This is a genomic window from Lacinutrix himadriensis (genome assembly GCF_001418105.1).
Taxonomy (GTDB): Bacteria; Bacteroidota; Bacteroidia; order Flavobacteriales; family Flavobacteriaceae; genus Oceanihabitans; species Oceanihabitans himadriense.
The window spans coordinates 1-19,254 of record NZ_LIQI01000022.1 but is presented as its reverse complement, the minus strand read 5'-3'; the positions used below and the strand labels follow the sequence as shown (position 1 = coordinate 19,254).

The 19,254-nt window shown below is 32.1% G+C and carries 17 protein-coding genes and 1 pseudogene; 10 read left to right on the top strand and 8 right to left on the bottom strand.

Annotated elements, in window-relative coordinates; translation table 11 throughout:
* The first annotated feature begins 20 nt into the window (after window positions 1-20).
* The 3 genes from AMD28_RS07835 to rlmN all read left to right on the top strand — a co-directional run bounded on the left by AMD28_RS07835 (window position 21) and on the right by rlmN (window position 3,690).
* The gene (locus AMD28_RS07835) at window positions 21-1,247 is read left to right on the top strand and encodes a 3-phosphoshikimate 1-carboxyvinyltransferase (RefSeq protein ID WP_055443602.1); all 1,227 of its coding nucleotides are present in this window, start codon (window positions 21-23) and stop codon (window positions 1,245-1,247) included.
* Window positions 1,248-1,348: 101 nt separating this feature from the next.
* A complete protein-coding gene (gene queA, locus AMD28_RS07830; protein WP_055444331.1) occupies window positions 1,349-2,398 on the top strand; it encodes a tRNA preQ1(34) S-adenosylmethionine ribosyltransferase-isomerase QueA in 1,050 nt (349 codons plus the stop codon).
* A gap of 251 nt (window positions 2,399-2,649) precedes the next feature.
* Window positions 2,650-3,690 (top strand): dual-specificity RNA methyltransferase RlmN, encoded by a 1,041-nt coding sequence (gene rlmN, locus AMD28_RS07825; protein ID WP_055443601.1) that lies wholly within the window; start codon window positions 2,650-2,652, stop codon window positions 3,688-3,690.
* Between the two features lie 61 nt (window positions 3,691-3,751).
* Here rlmN and AMD28_RS07820 read toward each other — a convergent pair whose 3' ends face one another.
* The gene (locus AMD28_RS07820; protein ID WP_055443600.1) at window positions 3,752-4,573 is read right to left on the bottom strand and encodes a T9SS type A sorting domain-containing protein; all 822 of its coding nucleotides are present in this window, start codon (window positions 4,571-4,573) and stop codon (window positions 3,752-3,754) included.
* Between the two features lie 114 nt (window positions 4,574-4,687).
* Between AMD28_RS07820 and AMD28_RS18620 the strand changes: the two genes are divergently transcribed.
* The 6 genes and pseudogenes from AMD28_RS18620 to AMD28_RS07795 all read left to right on the top strand — a co-directional run bounded on the left by AMD28_RS18620 (window position 4,688) and on the right by AMD28_RS07795 (window position 11,007).
* Entirely contained in the window at window positions 4,688-4,846 is a 159-nt protein-coding gene (locus AMD28_RS18620) for a hypothetical protein (RefSeq protein ID WP_161804627.1), read from the top strand.
* Window positions 4,833-7,436: an alkaline phosphatase family protein gene (locus AMD28_RS18365; protein WP_083478264.1), complete on the top strand. Its 2,604-nt coding sequence runs from the start codon at window positions 4,833-4,835 to the stop codon at window positions 7,434-7,436. Before AMD28_RS18620 ends, AMD28_RS18365 begins: the two co-directional genes overlap by 14 nt.
* A gap of 73 nt (window positions 7,437-7,509) precedes the next feature.
* Window positions 7,510-8,486, top strand: a pseudogene (locus AMD28_RS07810) (polyprenyl synthetase family protein).
* A gap of 65 nt (window positions 8,487-8,551) precedes the next feature.
* Window positions 8,552-9,115: an RNA polymerase sigma factor gene (locus AMD28_RS07805; RefSeq protein ID WP_055443599.1), complete on the top strand. Its 564-nt coding sequence runs from the start codon at window positions 8,552-8,554 to the stop codon at window positions 9,113-9,115.
* Complete coding sequence (locus tag AMD28_RS07800) at window positions 9,102-9,899, top strand: hypothetical protein (RefSeq protein ID WP_055443598.1); 798 nt, start codon at window positions 9,102-9,104, stop codon at window positions 9,897-9,899. The genes AMD28_RS07805 and AMD28_RS07800 overlap by 14 nt, the downstream gene beginning before the upstream one ends.
* Window positions 9,900-9,927: 28 nt before the next feature.
* On the top strand, window positions 9,928-11,007 hold the full coding sequence (locus AMD28_RS07795; protein ID WP_055443597.1) for a hypothetical protein: 1,080 nt from the start codon (window positions 9,928-9,930) through the stop codon (window positions 11,005-11,007).
* A 119-nt stretch (window positions 11,008-11,126) separates the two neighbouring features.
* On the opposite strand, the gene AMD28_RS07790 is transcribed toward AMD28_RS07795, so the two are convergent.
* The 7 genes from AMD28_RS07790 to AMD28_RS07755 all read right to left on the bottom strand — a co-directional run bounded on the left by AMD28_RS07790 (window position 11,127) and on the right by AMD28_RS07755 (window position 18,508).
* Window positions 11,127-12,611 (bottom strand): pyridoxal phosphate-dependent decarboxylase family protein, encoded by a 1,485-nt coding sequence (locus tag AMD28_RS07790; RefSeq protein WP_055443596.1) that lies wholly within the window; start codon window positions 12,609-12,611, stop codon window positions 11,127-11,129.
* Window positions 12,601-13,239 carry an aspartyl/asparaginyl beta-hydroxylase domain-containing protein gene (locus AMD28_RS07785; protein WP_241492463.1) on the bottom strand — a complete coding sequence of 213 codons (639 nt, stop codon included), beginning with the start codon at window positions 13,237-13,239 and terminating at the stop codon, window positions 12,601-12,603. The genes AMD28_RS07790 and AMD28_RS07785 overlap by 11 nt, the downstream gene beginning before the upstream one ends.
* Window positions 13,240-13,446: 207 nt before the next feature.
* On the bottom strand, window positions 13,447-13,974 hold the full coding sequence (locus AMD28_RS07780; protein ID WP_055443595.1) for a M48 family metalloprotease: 528 nt from the start codon (window positions 13,972-13,974) through the stop codon (window positions 13,447-13,449).
* 37 nt (window positions 13,975-14,011) lie between these two features.
* Window positions 14,012-14,872: a hypothetical protein gene (locus AMD28_RS07775; protein WP_055443594.1), complete on the bottom strand. Its 861-nt coding sequence runs from the start codon at window positions 14,870-14,872 to the stop codon at window positions 14,012-14,014.
* Window positions 14,873-15,028: 156 nt separating this feature from the next.
* Entirely contained in the window at window positions 15,029-15,493 is a 465-nt protein-coding gene (locus tag AMD28_RS07770; RefSeq protein ID WP_241492462.1) for a hypothetical protein, read from the bottom strand.
* A 174-nt stretch (window positions 15,494-15,667) separates the two neighbouring features.
* A complete protein-coding gene (locus AMD28_RS07765) occupies window positions 15,668-17,245 on the bottom strand; it encodes a hypothetical protein (protein ID WP_055443593.1) in 1,578 nt (525 codons plus the stop codon).
* Between the two features lie 765 nt (window positions 17,246-18,010).
* Entirely contained in the window at window positions 18,011-18,508 is a 498-nt protein-coding gene (locus AMD28_RS07755; protein ID WP_152975566.1) for an RDD family protein, read from the bottom strand.
* Window positions 18,509-18,853: 345 nt separating this feature from the next.
* Here AMD28_RS07755 and AMD28_RS07750 point away from each other — a divergent pair.
* On the top strand, window positions 18,854-19,254 hold a 401-nt coding region (locus AMD28_RS07750; protein WP_152975565.1), incomplete at its 3' end, for an IS110 family transposase.

Here is a 19,254-nt window from a genome sequence, read left to right as displayed (position 1 = left end):
CTCATAAAGTTTAAGTACCTATGAACGTACACCTTCAACAATCATCCATTGCAAAGCAATCTACAATACAAGTAACAGGTTCTAAAAGTGAATCTAACCGACTATTGCTATTGCAAGCTTTGTATCCAAATTTAGAAATTGATAATGTTTCTAATTCCGACGATTCTAAAGTCATGCAAAAAGCATTACTTTCTGTAGAAAATCACATAGACATTCATCACGCAGGAACCGCAATGCGTTTTTTAACCGCATATTTTTCTATTCAAAATAATAGAGAAGTGATTCTTACAGGTTCTAAAAGAATGCAAGAAAGACCCATTGCTATTTTGGTAGATGCATTAAGCCAATTGGGTGTCGCTATTCGTTATGAAAAAAACGATGGCTATCCTCCAATAAAAATCCAAGGAAAACAAATAACACAAAATAAAGTAACCTTAAAAGCAAACGTAAGTAGCCAATATATTTCGGCATTATTACTAATAGCGCCAAAACTAGAAAATGGTTTAGAACTTACTTTAGATGGTGAAATTACTTCTATTCCTTACATAAACATGACATTATCGTTACTTAACGATATTGGGGTGGCAACAAGCTTTGAAAATAATGTAATTAAAGTAAATCCGAAATCTGAAATTAAGAAGCAAAAATTAACCATCGAATCCGATTGGTCTTCCGCTTCTTACTATTACAGTATTGCTGCAATGGCTCCGGTTGGTACCCAAATTACATTAGCATCGTATAAAGAAAACTCCTTGCAAGGCGATGCATCCTTAGCTAAAATTTATACGCAGTTTGGTGTAGAAACCACTTTTAAAGATCATAAAATAACGCTTCAAAAAGTGGCAACGGTTGCTCCGGAAACGGTAATAACTTTAGATCTTAAAAATGCACCAGATATTGCGCAAACTATTGCTGTCACTTGTTTTGGACTAGGAATTGCATGCGATTTAAAAGGACTGCATACTTTAAAAATTAAAGAAACAGACCGACTTGTAGCTCTAAAAACCGAAATTGAAAAACTAGGAGGTAACGTAACTATTACAGATAAAACCTTACAACTAGAAACTTCTAGTGCTATAAATAAAGATATAAAAATAGCAACGTACCAAGATCATAGAATGGCGATGGCATTTGCTCCTTTAGCTTTAAAAACGTCCATAATTATTGAAGAAGCTTTCGTAGTTTCTAAATCGTATCCTACATTTTGGTCGGACTTAAAAAGTATCGGATTTAAAATTTCTGAATAATAATTGGCTATTTACTTGACAACGCCTACTTTGAGATTGTATATTTGTAACCTTGTAAAATACATTACAATACCTAATACTACTACATGCAGAACTTTAAAATGAAGTTGTCTCACTATCAATTTGAGCTTCCAGAAGAATTATTGGCAGAACATCCAGCAGAAAATAGAGATGAGTCTCGTTTAATGGTTTTAAACAGAGAAAAACAAACTATTGAGCATAAAATGTTCAAAGATATTATAGACTATTTTGAAGAAGATGATGTATTAATACTTAACAATACCAAAGTATTTCCGGCACGTTTATACGGTAATAAAGAAAAAACTGGAGCGCGTATCGAAGTGTTTTTATTAAGAGAACTTAATGAAGAACAACGCCTTTGGGACGTACTTGTAGATCCAGCACGTAAAATTCGTATTGGTAATAAATTATACTTTGGGGATGATGAAACCTTAGTAGCAGAAGTTATTGATAACACAACCTCTAGAGGTAGAACATTGCGTTTTCTGTATGATGGTTCTTACCAAGAATTTAGAAGAAAACTTACCGAATTAGGAGAAACACCTTTACCTAAATATATCAAGCGTGACGTAACTCCAGAAGATGAAGAACGTTACCAAACTATTTTTGCAAAAAATGAAGGAGCAGTAGCAGCACCAACTGCAGGTATGCACTTTTCTAAGCACCTTTTAAAGCGTTTAGAAATTAAAGGAGTAGAATTTGCCGAAGTAACACTTCACGTAGGTTTAGGTACTTTCAATGCCGTTGAGGTAGAAGATTTGTCTAAGCATAAAATGGATAGCGAAGAAATAATTATTGATGCAAAAGCAGCAAATATTATTAACACCGCGCAAAAGAATAAAAGACGTATTTGTGCAGTAGGTACCACAGCAATGCGTGCCGTAGAAAGTTCGGTTTCGTCAAGCGGTACATTAAACGAGTATGATGGTTGGACTAACAAATTCATCTTTCCACCGTACGATTTTAGTATTGCAAACTGTATGATTACAAACTTTCATACGCCAAAATCCACACTTTTAATGATGGCTTCCGCCTTTGCAGGTCATGAGTTTATTTTAAAAGCGTACGAAGAAGCAATAAAAGAGAAATATAATTTCTATAGTTATGGGGATGCGATGCTAATCATCTAACAAATAAATTATCAAATATATAAAGCCTCTTTTTTTAGAGGCTTTTTTTATGGCATTACCTTTTGCTCATACCTAGCAGGATCGCAAAACGTCGGGCTTTTGCAAGTCGCTTTTTTATGTTGCATATACGCAACAACATAAAAAGAGCTCCAACAATTGCGCAATCCCTAATGCACCTACCAATGGCATTTACACAAATTCAATAACAGTAATTCGTAAATCGTAATTCCTTTCACTACTTTTGCAAAGCAATGGCAACAACAAAAAAAGACATAAGAGCATTAAGCAAAGAACAACTTAGAGAATTCTTTGTAAAACAAGACGATAAAGCATTTCGTGGTAATCAGGTTTACGAATGGTTATGGAGCAAGTCTGCACATACTTTTGAAGACATGACAAACCTCTCTATAGAAACCAGACAAATGCTAGAAGATAACTTTGTTATCAATCATATTCATGTAGATACCATGCAAAAAAGTAGCGATGGTACTATAAAAAATGCAGTGCGTTTACATGATGGTTTAATTGTAGAGTCTGTTTTAATTCCTACAAAAACAAGAACCACAGCTTGTGTGTCTAGTCAGGTAGGTTGTAGTTTAGATTGTAGATTTTGTGCTACATCTAGACTAAAACGCATGCGAAATCTAAATCCAGATGAGATTTATGATCAAGTCGTTGCTATCGATAAAGAAAGTAGATTATACCACAACAAACCTTTAAGTAATATTGTGTTCATGGGAATGGGAGAACCGCTCATGAACTATAACAATGTACTAAAAGCAATAGACAAGATTACTTCGCCAGAAGGCTTAGGAATGTCGCCAAGACGAATTGTAGTTTCTACTTCGGGAGTGCCAAAAATGATTCGAAAAATGGCAGATGATGAAGTGAAGTTTAAACTGGCAGTTTCTCTGCATTCTGCAATAGATGAGGTTCGGACTTCTATCATGCCATTTAATGCCACTTTTCCTTTAAAAGATTTACGAGAAGCTTTAGTGTATTGGTTCGAAAAAACCAAAAACAGAATTACTTACGAGTATGTGGTTTGGAAAGGCATTAACGATAAAAGAGAAGACGCCGAAGCATTGGTACAGTTCTGTAAATTTGCACCTAGTAAAGTGAATTTAATTGAATACAATCCAATAGACGATGGCGAGTTTCAGCAGGCAGATAGTGCAGCCACAGATATGTACGTCTCTATTTTAGAGCGTAATAATATTACAGTAACCGTAAGGCGTTCTAGAGGTAAAGATATTGATGCTGCTTGCGGACAATTAGCAAATAAGCAATAATAAAAAAGCTTCCTGAAATTTAGGAAGCTTTTTTATTATAATAAGATTGTACAAAAGATATTTATAAAACAATTTTCTTGCGTATAACCGATTTAGTATAAGTATCTGTTAATTCTACAACGTAAATTCCATTAGAAATCCCATTAGCTTCAATCACATACGTTTGGTCATTTATAGATCCATTTAATACCGATTTTCCAGATATATCAAAAAGAGTATAGTCTGTGTTTTGTGGTAAATTATAAAGCGCTATGGATTTATTTAAACTCACAATTTTAACTTTATTTATTGCAAACTCATCAATACTTAATTCCGTTTGCCCAGCTATAATGGATTCATCAGGAACGGAGTTATAAGCGTATTCTTTAACTGTAAAGCTATCTCCAGAAAGACTAACATCTAATTTTGCCCATCCATAATGTGTATTACCAGCAATTTGAAAACGTAATCCTAAAAACTTATCAGTTACACCACACCAGTTACTGCCACCAATTCCATTATAACAACTAGTATAATTTAAGGTTCCTACATTAGATGTGCCACCATACCAAATACTTTGAGCAGAACTTATAACAGCGCCACTATCTAGTGCAAAAGGATATTTGAAAGATGGATTAGAACCTACCCAAGAATTAGAAGGCAGTGCGCCATAAAATCCAATGGCAGGAGCAGTAGAACCAATAATACCAAAGTCAAAAACGCTATCATTATCCATGTCAAGTGCATAACTTGTACCATTCCCTCCAGCAAAATCCGGATTAACATCGGTAAAAACTATCTGTCCATTAGCATCTGCAATACCAGCAATGGCAGCAGAAAGAGCACCATATTTTGCTAGTCGTTTTGTTAAGTTGCTAGAATTTTTTAAAGTAGTTTTTTTCATATCTCTATTAGGTTTTAATTAATATGTTTTGTTGTTTTACAATTCATCACTTATAAGAAATCGCAATTACAATTTATTAATTAATACTTTCTATAGCAAATAACGATAGTGAAAATGACGAAAATCAATAAAAAATTATCAAATACTCAGAATTATAGTGTTACTGTTGATGGATCCTTAGGTTTGTTGGCTTATGGAGATATTGGCTTAAGGGCTTGGAGAGAGGTAAAACAAAAAAATAAAGAAGAAAATAATACAAATGAAGCAAAATAAAGTTCTTTTAATAGGTTGGGATGCTGCAGATTGGAAAATTATATGGCCTTTAATTACTAAAGGTGAAATGCCTGCATTAAAAAAACTAATGGACAAAGGGGTTTATGGCAACATGAGTACTATGAATCCACCTTATTCGCCAATGCTTTGGTCTTCTGTAGCCACAGGAAAGACGCCAGATAAACATGGTGTTTTGGGTTTTATAGAGCTTATGCCAAATAATAAAGGGGTTCGTCCGGTTACTACCAACTCCAGAAAAGCTAAAGCAATATGGAATATTTTGCACTACAAAGGGTATAAAAGTAATTTAGTAGGTTGGTGGCCAAGTTTTCCTGCAGAGCCTATAAATGGTGTTGTAGTTTCCGATAAGTTTCAAAAAGTAAATAAAGACCCAAATAAAAAGAGCCCAATTGTAAAAGGTACCATTCATCCAGAATCGCTTACCAAAGAATTACAAGATTTGCGTATGTTTCCGCATGAAATTACAGAAGCACATATTTTACCATGCATCCCTAATGCTGCTAAAATTAATCAAGAAAAAGATAGAGGCTTAGATAACTTTGCCAAAATGTTAGCCGAAAGTACATCTGTACATGCTGCTGCAACAAATGTTATGCGAACAACAGAATGGGATTTCATGGCGGTTTATTATGATTTAATTGATCATTTTTGCCACGCATTCATGAAGTTTTATCCTCCAAAATTAAAAGCAGTTCCGCAAGATGCATTCGATATTTATAATGAGGCAGTAATAAGTGCTTATAAAATACAAGATATGATGCTAGCACGAAAAATGGAATTAGTAGATGCAGATACTACCATTATTGTGATGTCTGATCATGGTTTCGAATCTGGACATAGACGTATTTTAAAAATGCCAAAGTATCCAGCAGCACCAGCTTTAGAGCATCGCCAATTTGGTATGTTTGTAGCTGCAGGACCAAATATTAAACAAAATGAAAAAGTATTTGGTTTAGGACTTATAGATATTGCCCCTACCATTTTACATATGTTTAATTTACCTGTAGGTAAAGATATGGATGGTAAAGTAGCTTTAGATCTTTTTAAAGAAACTACACAGCCAAAATATATTGATAGTTGGGAAAACGTAAAAGGTGATTTTGCGCAACTGGAAGGTGTAAGTGATTCCGATTCTTTAAGTGATCAAGAAACGATGCAGCAATTGGTTGATTTAGGTTATATCGATAAACCAGATGAAAAAATTGAAATAGCCATTTTAAAAACCAAATGCGATTTAAAACATAATTTGGCCCGAGTGTTTTTAGGAAAAAAAGATTATGAATCGTCTAATGAAATTCTATTGGAATTAATAAATGATGACTATCCTAAGTATAAGAAAAGTGATCTTGAAGGAAAAACAGAAGAGCAATTAAAAAAGCAAGATATAAAAGAAGGAGATTCTGTAATAGATGTTATTCCTTATTATATGGATTTGTTATCCATTGCTTTAGCATATAAACAATTTGAAAAGGCCGAAGGTTACCTACAGCAATTAAGAACTTTAGATAAGAACTTTGAAATAAATACGTATTTTTCTGAAGCCAGAATTTTAGTAGGAAAAGGAAAAGTTAATGAAGCTTTAAGAGTACTGGAATTAGCAAAAAGTAAAAAGCCTAATGCAGAAATTTGGTACCAAATAGGTAAAATTCATATGCAAATAAATCAATTTCAAGAAGCTAGAGAAGCCTTTGAAAATGCTTTAAAAATCGAAATAGATAGATCGCAGTACCATCAGGCTTTAGCAGCAGTATTAATTCGTTTAAAAGATTATGAAGAAGCTGCAGAGCATGCTTTAACAGCAATTGAATTAGTTAAATATTACCCAGAAGCACATTATACTTTAGGGGAAGCACTAGAAAAATTAGGAGACTTAGAAAATGCTAAAATTGCTTATGAAACCGCTTCTAGGTTAAAACCTGTAGAACACAAAAGAGCAAAAAAAGCTATCGAAAATGTAGAAGAAAAGCTTAGTGAACCCACCACCTTAAATGACAAAGCAGCATATAAATACAGAAAAGACCAAATAATAATTGTTTCTGGTTTACCACGTTCTGGTACTTCTGTCATGATGCAAATGTTACATAGAGGAGGAGTAGAGGTGCTAACAGATGGTAATAGAAAATCTGATGATTCTAACCCAAAAGGCTATTTTGAATATGATCCAGTGATGGCATTGCATAAAGATAATTCCTGGTTAGATATAGCACAGAACAAAAGCGTTAAAATAGTTGCTCCTTTGCTTAAATTCCTAGATCCTAAATATCGTTATAAAGTAATTTTTATGAACAGGGATTTAACAGAAGTGGTGAAGTCGCAACAAAAAATGATTGGTAAAGATCCAGATGTTTTACCGGTGAAACTTTTTGAGGCCTATAAAAAACACTTAAACCAAGTAGCGGTTTGGAAGGATAAAGAACCAAGTGTTGAACTTATTTATGTAAACTATAAAGATGTTTTAAATGATACAGATAAAGTTATAGAAAAAGTGACCTCTTTTGTAGGTGTAGATTTAGATAAAAAAGAAATGATAAAATGTGTAGATACTTCATTGTATAGAAACAAAGTCTGATTTGTATCTTCTATAATAGTATTTTACATGCTTTTTTAGTACGTTTGTTAGCACATTTTAGACGCTTTTTCTTTTGAAAATTGTAGAACAAATAAAACAACCAATAGCCTATGAGATGGAACTTTTTGAACAAAAGTTTCAACTCTCTATGTCTTCTAAAGTTGCGCTTTTAAACAGAATAACGCATTATATCGTAAACCGAAAAGGAAAGCAAATGCGACCAATGTTCGTGTTTCTAGTTTCTAAAATGGTGTCAAATGGTGAAGTAAGTGAGCGTACTTACAGAGGCGCTTCGGTGATTGAACTTATTCATACTGCAACTTTGGTACATGATGATGTGGTAGACGAAAGTAATCGTCGTCGTGGTTTCTTTTCTATCAATGCACTCTGGAAAAACAAAATTGCAGTGCTGGTTGGTGATTATTTACTTTCTAAAGGATTACTACTTTCTATAGATAATAATGATTTCGATTTGCTTAAAATCATTTCTATTGCTGTTCGCGAAATGAGCGAAGGGGAATTACTTCAAATAGAAAAAGCTCGAAAACTAGACATTACCGAAGATATATACTACGAGATTATCAGACAAAAAACAGCAACCTTAATTGCTGCTTGTTGTAGTCTTGGTGCAGCTTCTGTAAAACCAGAATCCGAACATGTAGAAACCATGCGAAAGTTTGGAGAACTTATTGGTATGGCTTTTCAAATAAAGATGATTTGTTCGATTATGGTAAAGAGCAAATTGGTAAGCCAACCGGAATCGATATTAAAGAGCAAAAAATGACCTTGCCTCTAATTCATGTTTTAAATCACGCGAGTAAAAAAGATAAAAAGTGGTTAATCAATTCTATTAAAAACCATAACAAAGACCAAAAGCGAGTAAAACAAGTGATTGCTTTTGTAAAAGATAATGGCGGATTAGATTATGCAGTTGCTAAAATGAAAGAATTTCAAGCCGAAGCACTACAAATACTACAAAAATATCCAGAAAATCAATACAGAAATTCCCTAGCACTTATGGTGAATTATGTGATTGATAGAAAAAAATAATCTTCAGGCAACCTTTTGTATCTTTTTTGCGTCTTTATAAATAGAAAGCAAAACATACTTATTTTTTGAAAATAATACAACTGTATAAAAACGAACCTTTGCTTATTAAAAAGGCAATCAAAAACAATCGTGAAGCACAACACGTATTGTTTCAAATGCATGCACCCAAAATGCTAAGCGTTTGTCGTTATTATATAAAAGACACGCAGTTTGCTGAAGAAGCAATGCTGAATGGCTTTTTTAAAGTATTTCAGAACCTAAAAAGTTTTAAAAACGAAGGTAGTTTTGAAGGTTGGATTAGACGCATCATGGTTCGAGAATCGATTTCCTTTTTAAGGCAAAAAAAGCAAATCCAATTTTCTTCTGAAGATCTAAGTGATGCTATAAATCATTCTAATCCTATGGAAACAAATTTGGAAGTTGCCGAAATCCAGCAACTCATAGATAATTTACCAGAAGGTTATAAAATAGTATTTGTAATGTATGCTATTGAAGGCTATAAACACCAGGAAATAGCAGAGCTATTAGGTATTTCGGAAAGCACTTCCAAGTCCCAATTATTCAAAGCACGAAAAGCACTTCAGCAAAAAATTAAAGCATTAAACAAAGCAGATTATGGCACCAATTAAATTCGAAGAAAATATAAAAGAGAAGCTGGAAAAGCGAACGCTTCCGCCATCTGAAAATGCTTGGCATCGTTTGGAGGGACAATTAAATGCCGACGCTAAAAAACAAACTAAAAATAAGTTTTGGTGGTTTGGTGTTGCAGCAGGTTTTATCGGTTTATTATTTGTAGTACAGCAATTTGTAACTCAGGATAATAGTAATACCGTTGTTTCTCCTGTAGTAGTAGAAACTGAAAATGAAGTAAATACGAATTCCGTTATAACGCCTGCAATAATAAAAGAATCGCAAGAAATTGTACAAGAAGCTTCAAAAGAAAACACAAAAGAAAATATTAGAGAAGCGAATAAAAATAGCCTTGCTACTACAAACACAAGAATAAAAACAACAGAAACAAATAATAGAAAAGAAAAATCGGAAGGTTTAGTTACTGTAGCGCAAACCAAAGACGAAAAAGCGTCAAAAGAATTAATTGCGAACCTAAAAGTGAAAGATGCGGGGATTACTTCGGTTGTTAAAACAGAAGGTGTTTTAGGAAACAACCAAAATCAGGTGGTAAGCAGAAGCTTAGAAACACCAGAATCTGAAATAGAAGCACTATTAGCTGTTGCTAAGAAGAATATGCGATTAAAAGGTAATAAGGCTATAAACATCGTTTCTGTAGATGCAAACGCATTGCTAGAAGATGTAGAAACAGAAATGCCTCCATCTTTAAGAGGACAAATATTTAAAGTGATAGAAAAGAATTTAAAGACTGCAACAACAGCAGTTACCACTAGAAACGAGTAATATAAATCATCATTAAAAAACGAACAAAATGAAAACAGTAACCCAATACGTAATCGGTATTATTTTAGTGTGTGCTACACAATTTTTAACCGCACAAGAAAATCCAAATAGTTTAAAAATTGAATTTTTAGAAAACAAAAAAGAACAAGTTCAAAATCAGGAAAAGGAATTTTTAAAAGAAAGTGTAGCAAGTATTAATGCCAAGTTAGATGCTGGTGAAATTACTAGTGAAGAAGCTGATGCATTAAAGCAAACGGAAGCAGAAAAACATGCATTAAATATTGAAAATAGAATTGCTATTCTAGACAATAAAATTGCTTTATTGGAAAGAAACGAAGAGGTAACTTCCGATGTTGGTGCGAATTTAGATGGTCTTGTAATTTCTATTGGGAAAGGAGAAGATTCGGATGAGTTTGATAAAGGTGGCATTTATATTGGTCCGAAAGACAAAGCTATTCCGAAAATATACGATAGACGTACCACTAGCGATATGGTTTTTGCTATCGGATTTAATAATGCCATTATTGAAGGACAATCGTTAAGCGATTCGCCATATAAATTAGGCGGTTCCGGATTTGTAGAATTAGGATGGGCTTGGAAAACGCGTCTGTTTAAAAATACAAATGCAGTACGTTTAAAATATGGTCTATCGGTTCAATGGAATAAATTAGATGTAAAAGACGATCAATTCCTTACCGAAAATAATGATGTTGTCTCTTTAGAAACAAGTGCTTTTAAATTAAACAAATCGAAGTTTAGAACTACCAATTTAGTAGTGCCAATACATTTTGAATTTGGACCATCTAAAAAAATAGAACGCGATACCTATTTTAGGTATTCGACATATAATAAATTTAAAATCGGAGTTGGTGGTTATGCAGGAGTGAATTTAAGTTCTATGCATAAAATAAAATACAAACAAGATGGAAGCAGAGAAAAGGATAAAGAAACCGATTTAAACACGAATCCTTTTGTTTACGGACTAAGTAGTTATGTTTCTTTTGGTAATGTTGCCGTATATGCGAAGTATGATTTATCACCTTTATTTAAAGACCAAGCCATAGATCAAAACAATATCTCTTTAGGATTACGTTTTGATTTGGATTAATTTATAGAGTTAGTTAATTGAAAAAAAGCACCATTTTGGTGCTTTTTTTTGTTTAATATGTTTGTTAAATGTTCGTTGCGTGATTTGTTTTAGAAGTAGAATAGTTGCTTCTGTGTTATCTAGCTTTGCAGCATTTGATGTATTTTTTGGCCTTCTTTTACTATTATTTTAATGGACTCTTCTATATCTTTTTTTGTAGTTCTAAAGTTTACAATACAGGTTCTTAAACAATATTGATCGGCTATAATTGCGTTAGATAAAAACAGTTCGCCTCCTTTTTGTAGTTCGTTTAGTAGTTTTTCATTCAAGGTGTTTAGATAAGCCGCATTATTCTCATTGTCTCCTTTTATATCTGTTGGAATGTATCTAAGTGTTGTAATACTTAAATTTTGAGATATTGGTTTTAATGCTTCGTGATGGTCTGCTAATGTATAGAAATACTTCGCTAATTCAATATCCTCTCTTATCAGTTTTGTATAGCCATTACTCCCAATTTGTTGTAATGCAAGCCATACTTTTAAAGCTCTAAAACCACGAGAATTTTGTAGTCCGTATTCAAAGTAATTTAAAGATTCTCCTTCTTCTGATAAACTAAAATTATAATATTCTGGATGCGAACTGTACGTGTCTATAAGATGTTTTGGATTTTTCACCAAGGTACAACCAGCTTCCAACGGACTATACAGCCACTTATGTGGATCTAGCGCAATAGAGTCGGCTTCCTGTATACCATGGAACATTGCTTTTAATTCTGGAATAATTGCCGCAGGAATACCATAAGCACCATCGATATGAAACCATAAATCAAAGGTTTTGCAAGTAGCAGCAATGGCTTCCAGGTTATCTACAATTCCTGTACTAACATCTCCTGCGGTACCAACAACCATAAAAGGTTGATGTCCTTGTTGTATATCCTCTTTTATGCTTTGTTCTAAAAGTGTAATATTCATTTTGTTCGATGCATCGGTTGGTATCCAACGTACCGATTTAGAACCATGTCCAAATAAAATAGCAGCTTTATCAATCCAAGTATGCGTGGATTTAGAACAGTAGGTAACTAATTGTTTCGATGAATTACTAAGTCCGTTTTCTTTAATGTCTTTTGGAGCCTTGGCTGTTCTTGCAGCTAAAAAAGCGGTAAAATTAGCCATGTTTCCTCCACTAACTAAAACACCTCCGTAATTTGGGGATACACCAATAAATTCGGACAACCATTTAATGGTTTGTTTTTCGATTTCTGTGGCTATCGGACTCAATATTTGTGCGCCAACATTTTGGTTTACAGAAGCAGCTAACAAATCTGCTAAAGCGCCAATGGGTGCAGCAGAGGATGTTATATAACCAAAAAATTTAGGATGCCCATTAAATAAAGAGTTATCCAATAATAATTTTGTAGTTGAAGCAAGCAGCTCTTCAGCAGGTAAACCATTTTCTGGCAAAGACGAAGCACCTAATATTTGTTGCAGTTCTAATGGTGTCTTGGTCGTTGTTACTGGTTTATTAGGAATCTCATCAAAAAAATCTGAAAGGGTGTCAATAAGTTGGTAGCCAATTTTTCGAAATTCGGCATTACTCATTTCAATAGCATTTTCTCTAGTTTTCATGCTTCGGTTTGTTTTGTGTATTCATTAATGTGCTTGTATTAGAAATAATTTCTACTATGGCATCATTAGGTATTATGTCTATGGTTAAATTAATACGATCTGTGGTTCCGTTATTAATAACACGATGTTTATCTGTTAAACGTAAATACCAGCATTCTCCTATTTTCATTGGCACTATAGTGTCATTCAGAAAAAAGGAAACATCTTTATTGTTATCTATTGGAATGGTTAATCTAATCATCGATTTTTCTTCTTCTAAATCTAAAGTAGGATCGGTATGTTCTTTTACCACAGAATTAGGCGCCAAAAATAATAACCGAACCAAATTAACAGAGGTGTACTGACTAAAGGTATCGATAACGCTTTTTAAATATGGTGATTTTTCTAGGTTAGGTGTGTCCATCCACTCGGTCCAAGAACCATCTGCGTAATCGCTTGCAGGCGGAGGAAAAGGTAAAGAGGTATCTACCAAATGCGCAGGAGAACGCAATGTGATGACTTTATAATATTCGTAATGTTCTTTTTTTAATGCGTTTGCTTCTGCAGCCATTTTTTCTACATCAAACGTAAAAGGTAATTGTATTCTGTCCTTAAATTGCTTCTTTGTTTCCATGTGGTATTTTCCCATTTGTTTGAAATGAAAAGTCTTAAGTGCTGATTTTCAATTTTGTGAATTGTAATTTTCGTTAACTAAGTTAACTATTTTTCTTCTAATGGAAGATACTTATAGTTGCTGAAAACTAAAATGAAATGGTTTTTGTTTTATGAAAGTATGCGTAATAGTAAGGGGAGATTTGGGTTTTATTTATTTTATACGGGTGTTGGCAGTAGTTATTTAATTATTTGGTAAAACTCTCAATACTTTTAAATTTCCAATTAAAGGTTCTTGTTCTGAATTCTGCAAAGCTTTTATTCTATCTTCAATTTCTTGAATAGTTTGTTCATCAATAAATTTGAATTTTTTATTTAAAAACTTCGTTAATCCTGATGCCAATGTATTTCCAAATCCTAATGACTTTGCATAGTAATCTGCGTAAAATTCTTTTTTATCTTGATTGTTAATATCATTGAAAATATGACCAAACTCATGAAGAATCATTGAGCTAGCTTCTTCTAAAGTAAAATCGCAGTTTTCTAATACATTCTTTTCAATAATTATTATATGTCCAAAAGTCGGTTCTGTAAATGGAAACATAAAATTACTTATAACATTACCAGGTGAGACATTGAGTAGTAGTGTGATATTATTATTCCTAAAATTCTCTATAAGATTTGGTGTAAGTTTATAAGCGAGATAATTTGTGTATTTTTCAAGATAGGCTTTGGTAATTCCGTCTTTAAAAAGAAAGTCTAAATCTTCCATATTGTATTTTTATTAATAATTATTATAGAACTTTTAGTTATTTTATTAATTCAGAAGCATCAGTTTTATATTTTTCCAATGTGCTTTTTAATGTTTCTGATATTTGTTTTAAATCATCTTTATGATTGTCGTTTTGTAATTTAATTTCTCTAAAAAGAACTGAAGTATCTCTGAATTTAGGTAAATGTCCAAGTATAATTTGATTATCGGTATATTTTATTAGGACGTTTTCAAGTACTTTTCTAAGATACTCATAGAAATAGTTCAAATCTGTCTCATCTGTAATATTTTCATAGAATTCTTTGATGTAAGAGTTTAGTTTATCAATATCATCAGCTGTCAATAGCTCAGGTTGTTTAGTAATCCAAGCAGTTAAATTCATTAATTCACTTACTTGAAGTTTAAATCTTTTTTTTCTTTCAAAGTCAAAATTTTGAGATTTTTCAACCATAGACCAAAGCTGGTCGATTTGCATATTAAAATAGTCCACTTTGGACGATATATTATTGAATGTATCAATTTTACTTTCGCCAAATTTATTTATGTAAGAAAGAAAATAATTTTCGTTTTTTAAGAGTTTTTCTAATCTATTGAAACTTTTGTTTGGTGAAAATTTTAATAATTGAAAATCAAGATTATTTTTTTCGTATTCAGAAACCATTTCATCTAAATTAGCAGAAATTGTTTCCACATGACCGTTAGAAGATTTAACTAAATTTGAGAAATTCCGAACTCGATTATCATTTTCTTCTTGACTTTTTTTCTTCTCTTTTTTTCTGTCTGATAAGATTGTTAAATAAAATATTAATAGAGCTGTTCCTGTTCCAATTAAAGCACTTATAATATCTTTTAAAAATTCTTGGTCAAAAAAATTACTTACTGTTTCTATTATGCACATTTGTTTTTTTTAATTACTGCCAACGGTTACGTATAAGAATAGTGCGGTTTTGTGTGCGAGGATTTTCCGCAGGAAAATCAGAAGTAACAAAAAAGCACTAGACTTTGATTAAGCACTAATCTACGCATTATTTTTATGCGATGTTGTGTGTAGTTTTTATTCAATTTTTAAGTTGACTCTTATTTGTCCGTCCTCATCTTTGAATTCCTGATTATAGACCTTTTTTCCAATTATTTCTTGACCATTTTTTATGTCTTTTAATTCTCCCGCTAATTCAAGTTTAAAGTCATTTGGTTCTGTATTGTTTTCAGTTTCCAAAAAGTCAGAAACATACAGACAGTACTTGTCCAAAATATCTTCCAAAGGATATTGATTATTAGTGTCATTGTCAGATTCTAATTCATAAGAAATTGTCATTCTATATTTCGTGTCATCATCATCTTTTAAATCTTGATAAATTCCGTTTTCAACTAATTTGAATTGTTCAGAGTTCTCATATTTCTGACATTTTTCTAATGAGATATTTTTCATAACATTATATTCCAATCTAATTTTTTGTTTAGTTGTAAAGTCAGAATTTTTTTGTTTTTTACTTCCAAATAGTTTGTCAAATATTCCCATTTAATCCGTTTTCAGTTCGGTAGCTTAAATTACACACAACGGTTACGTATAAGAATAGTGCGTTTTTGTGTGCGAGGATTTTCCGCAGGAAAATCAGAAGTAACAAAAGTGCACTGTTCATTGTTTAAGCACTAATCTACGCATTATTTTTATGCGATGTTAGCCACTGGGCTTTTATTCGTTCAGTTCAAAATATGTTTCTAAAGTATTGAATGTATATATCGATTTAATGAATATTTCTTCCAAAACCTTAGTGTAATTATCGTTTTCAATTCCGAAATATTTAAGAGCCTTTTTACAATCCTTATTTGATTCACTGAATGTATGAGCAATTAAACCAGACCTTAAATTTTGAAGGTTTCTTAAAAATTCAAACATTTTAGGTATATTTATTTCTTTAGATTCCAAAAATTTTTCAAATTTTCCAATTCCTCGAATTTTTGATTCTAAACTTAACCCTTTTGCTAATTCTTTTTCATTTAGTCTGTCAATAGTTAGTTTTACAATAGTCAAAGTTTGTTCGCAAAAGGCTTTGACATTATTGGAAGTAATTTTATGTAATGCCGTAAATAGATGTTCATCTGTTTTGGATAATGGTTTATATAATTTCCATCCAAATTTTTTTTCCCACTTCTTATTAAAACTTTTGTATTTTGATTTAAATAATAAGTCCACTGTTTCAGGCTGTTCTGCCCATTGACCTTCAATCATTGTTTTATAATAAGTTCGACTAATATTCATTCCTTCTTTAGGTGGAATATTGTATTGTTTCCAATGAAGTTGTTCCATTTCTGGAAGCATTCTCAAATTGGTAAGAAAAACAGGAATATATTCATCTACATTATTATCTATTTTTAATCTAAAAAATTTTGATCCAACGCTAAAACCGTCAACTTGATATTTATTAGGCTCATTATAATATTTGTTTAAAACCTCTTTTTTAAAATACGTTACTTTAAAATGATTTCCCTCAGTTTCTCCGCAATCTTCATAAATCAATTCTCCTTCATCATCAATTTCAATTATGTAGCTTTCATTTTTTGAGACCTCAATGTCGAAATGTGATTTTTTTGTTTTATTTGGTTTAATGAAAACTTTACCCATTAACCAACTTTGAGTTTTTTCGGATACGTTTCTAATTAAATGATTATAAATAAAATCGTTTTCTTTGGTAAGCTCATCTTGGTGCTTAATATTCCAATCTGAAGGGATGTTTTTGAGTAATCTCATAAAATCATAGCAAACAACAAAGTTCATATCACGCATTGTAATATATTCTCTTAAATATTTTATTTTAACCTTAATTAATTTTGGCTCGATAACTAAAACTTCGTCTAATTCCCCATAATCACTTACGTAGTAAAAGGTTCTATTTTGTTTGTCATTTCCTTTTTCGTATAGTCTAAAGTAGAGAACAAATTCTTCGGCAACATCTAAATATTTTATTGATGTCTCTTGCAATGAAAAACTTTTATAGAATAAAAAAGGCTCTAATCCTTCTTCGTCATTCGTTTTATATGTATTATCTCCATAAACACAAGGTTTTCCTTCACTTCCAAAAGAAAGTGGCCAATTGTAATCCTCATTGTATTTTTCGATTTTGTCATTTGCTATTAAACAACAGTAAACTCCAGCAGTATCATCAAAATCTTTTGAGTCGTTTTCATATATTTTTAACCAACCGTTTTTGATTAAAAATTTGGATTCAATCTCCTTTTTTTTGTCTTCTAAAAGAAAGTAGTTTTTTTCCATTTTGTTTATTCGTTCAGATTGGTTTTTGCCTTGTGGCTAACGTTGTTGTATATGGTTTGTTGCGTGTTTCAAGCAACTAATTTAGTAAATAATTACCGACCAAGAAAGTCCGCGAGGACTTTCGTAAGTAGGCAAGAAGCCAGCAATAAATTATATACGTTGTTAGCATACGTTTTCTTTAATCAGAATAAATAATCCTGTCATAATAAAAATCGGTAAAATCATAACACTGAAAGTGTACATATCGTAATAATTCTTATGTTTTAAATCTCCTTTGTTTTCAATCCAAATTCCGTCAGACAATTTTCCACGATGTGTTTGATAAGGGACTTTCTTAAAGATTTTCTCAAAAAGTAGCATTGTACTTTTCACAATATTCAAAGTTAGAAAAGGCGAAAAAGTTATAAGTATACAATTAAATCGGCAGAAATAATTCCAATTCAATAATTCCATTATAATTCCGAGTAATCCAATTAGAAAAGTGAATTTCAGATGTTTTTTAAAACGCTTTTCTTCTTTTAAATCTTCAGTAAATACTATAATCGTTAGGCTTAAAACCAGATAGATTATTATTATCATATAAAAATATACTTGGGAAAGAGTCATTTCAAATGTATGCTAACGGAATTGTGTATGGTTAGTTGCGTGGTTAAGCAACTAAATTAGTAAACAAATACGAACCAGAGAAAATTCCGAAGGAATTTTCCAAATAAGCACTTGCCAAAGCAATTAATTATACACGGTGTTGTGAGCTGGCTTTTCTTTTCACGATAATATAATTCCATATAACCATAGAAGTCCGTAAATATTGGCAATTCCGAAAATTATTCCGAATATCAGCTCTTTATTAATTCGGTATTTTTTTAATTCCGAACTTAATGTTTTTAAATTTTGTTCTGTTTCAATTCCGATTTTAGTTTCCGCGATTCGGTCACCAATTCTGCGTGATGGACTTACAAATGTAAACATCAAATCGATTGGGATAATTGGTAAAAAATTCCGCAAAGAGCTTTTCCATTCAGACGCTTTTTCGTTATTCAGATTTTGAACTTGAATTCCGAAAAGTCTTTTTCCTATACTTTTTCCATTTAGAAAGTCCTTATTCATTGCCATTGGATAGACAATCATCATCGCTAGGAATAGATTATCAGTCAGAGCAACAATCAGAAATCCGATTATTCCCATAATCAGATAATCAACTACAAATGCTTTGATTCTATTTTCTAATATTGATTTCAGACGATGGTTTTTTAGCTTGCTCACAACGTGATTGTGTATGGTTAGTTGCGTGATTTAAGCAACTAAGTTAGCAAATAAATCACAGATAGAATATTCCGCAGGAATGTTCGTAAGTAGGCTTAAAACAAGCAATTAATTATACACGGCTTAAGTTTACATTTTAAATAAAACATTAAATTAAGATATATAAATCAGAAAGAACAAAAGAGAGAAATAAGATTAGTATACACGGTGAAGCATTAGACTTCGACAACATTGATAATCCTCTCTCTTTTTCTACTAATATTTCGTTCAGTTCTGTGAGACTTTAGATCTCGATTTCAAGTTGTTGAAACATCAGTAGCTCGTTCTTTCCAAAATTCAATTCTTATGAATAAATATAGTGAAATTTTTGGATTAGACATTAGCAAAGATGTCTTTGATGTTTATGGTTCAGAGACAGGACATGACCAATTTAAAAATGATGAGAAAGGCTTTGTGAAATTCATAAAAGGCTTACCAGAAAGTGTTTTGGTGGTTATGGAGGCTACAGGTTATTATCATTACAGGTTGGCACAGTTTTTATATAAATCTGGAGTATGTGTGTCTGTTGTAAACCCTTTATCTGTAAAGCGATTTATCCAGATGAAATTAGCCAAAGTAAAGACCGATAAGAGTGATTCTAAAGCCATTTGTGAATATGGACAAATGAATGATGTTCCTCTTTACACAGCTTTAAATGAAGTTCAGAGTGAGTGCTTGCAACTCTTTAGATTGCTGGATAGTTACAT

Excerpts from the sequence above, each read along its gene's own strand:
- AMD28_RS07820 (WP_055443600.1), bottom strand. The coding sequence starts at position 4,573 with ATGAAAAAAACTACTTTAAAAAATTCTAGCAACTTAACAAAACGACTA.
- AMD28_RS18365 (WP_083478264.1), top strand. The coding sequence starts at position 4,833 with ATGAAGCAAAATAAAGTTCTTTTAATAGGTTGGGATGCTGCAGATTGG.
- AMD28_RS18620 (WP_161804627.1), top strand. The coding sequence starts at position 4,688 with ATGACGAAAATCAATAAAAAATTATCAAATACTCAGAATTATAGTGTT.
- queA (WP_055444331.1), top strand. The coding sequence starts at position 1,349 with ATGAAGTTGTCTCACTATCAATTTGAGCTTCCAGAAGAATTATTGGCA.
- AMD28_RS07835 (WP_055443602.1), top strand. The coding sequence starts at position 21 with ATGAACGTACACCTTCAACAATCATCCATTGCAAAGCAATCTACAATA.
- AMD28_RS07775 (WP_055443594.1), bottom strand. The coding sequence starts at position 14,872 with ATGTGCATAATAGAAACAGTAAGTAATTTTTTTGACCAAGAATTTTTA.
- AMD28_RS07780 (WP_055443595.1), bottom strand. The coding sequence starts at position 13,974 with ATGGAAGATTTAGACTTTCTTTTTAAAGACGGAATTACCAAAGCCTAT.
- AMD28_RS07790 (WP_055443596.1), bottom strand. The coding sequence starts at position 12,611 with ATGAAAACTAGAGAAAATGCTATTGAAATGAGTAATGCCGAATTTCGA.
- AMD28_RS07800 (WP_055443598.1), top strand. The coding sequence starts at position 9,102 with ATGGCACCAATTAAATTCGAAGAAAATATAAAAGAGAAGCTGGAAAAG.
- AMD28_RS07795 (WP_055443597.1), top strand. The coding sequence starts at position 9,928 with ATGAAAACAGTAACCCAATACGTAATCGGTATTATTTTAGTGTGTGCT.
- AMD28_RS07770 (WP_241492462.1), bottom strand. The coding sequence starts at position 15,493 with ATGGGAATATTTGACAAACTATTTGGAAGTAAAAAACAAAAAAATTCT.
- rlmN (WP_055443601.1), top strand. The coding sequence starts at position 2,650 with ATGGCAACAACAAAAAAAGACATAAGAGCATTAAGCAAAGAACAACTT.
- AMD28_RS07765 (WP_055443593.1), bottom strand. The coding sequence starts at position 17,245 with ATGGAAAAAAACTACTTTCTTTTAGAAGACAAAAAAAAGGAGATTGAA.
- AMD28_RS07785 (WP_241492463.1), bottom strand. The coding sequence starts at position 13,239 with ATGGGAAAATACCACATGGAAACAAAGAAGCAATTTAAGGACAGAATA.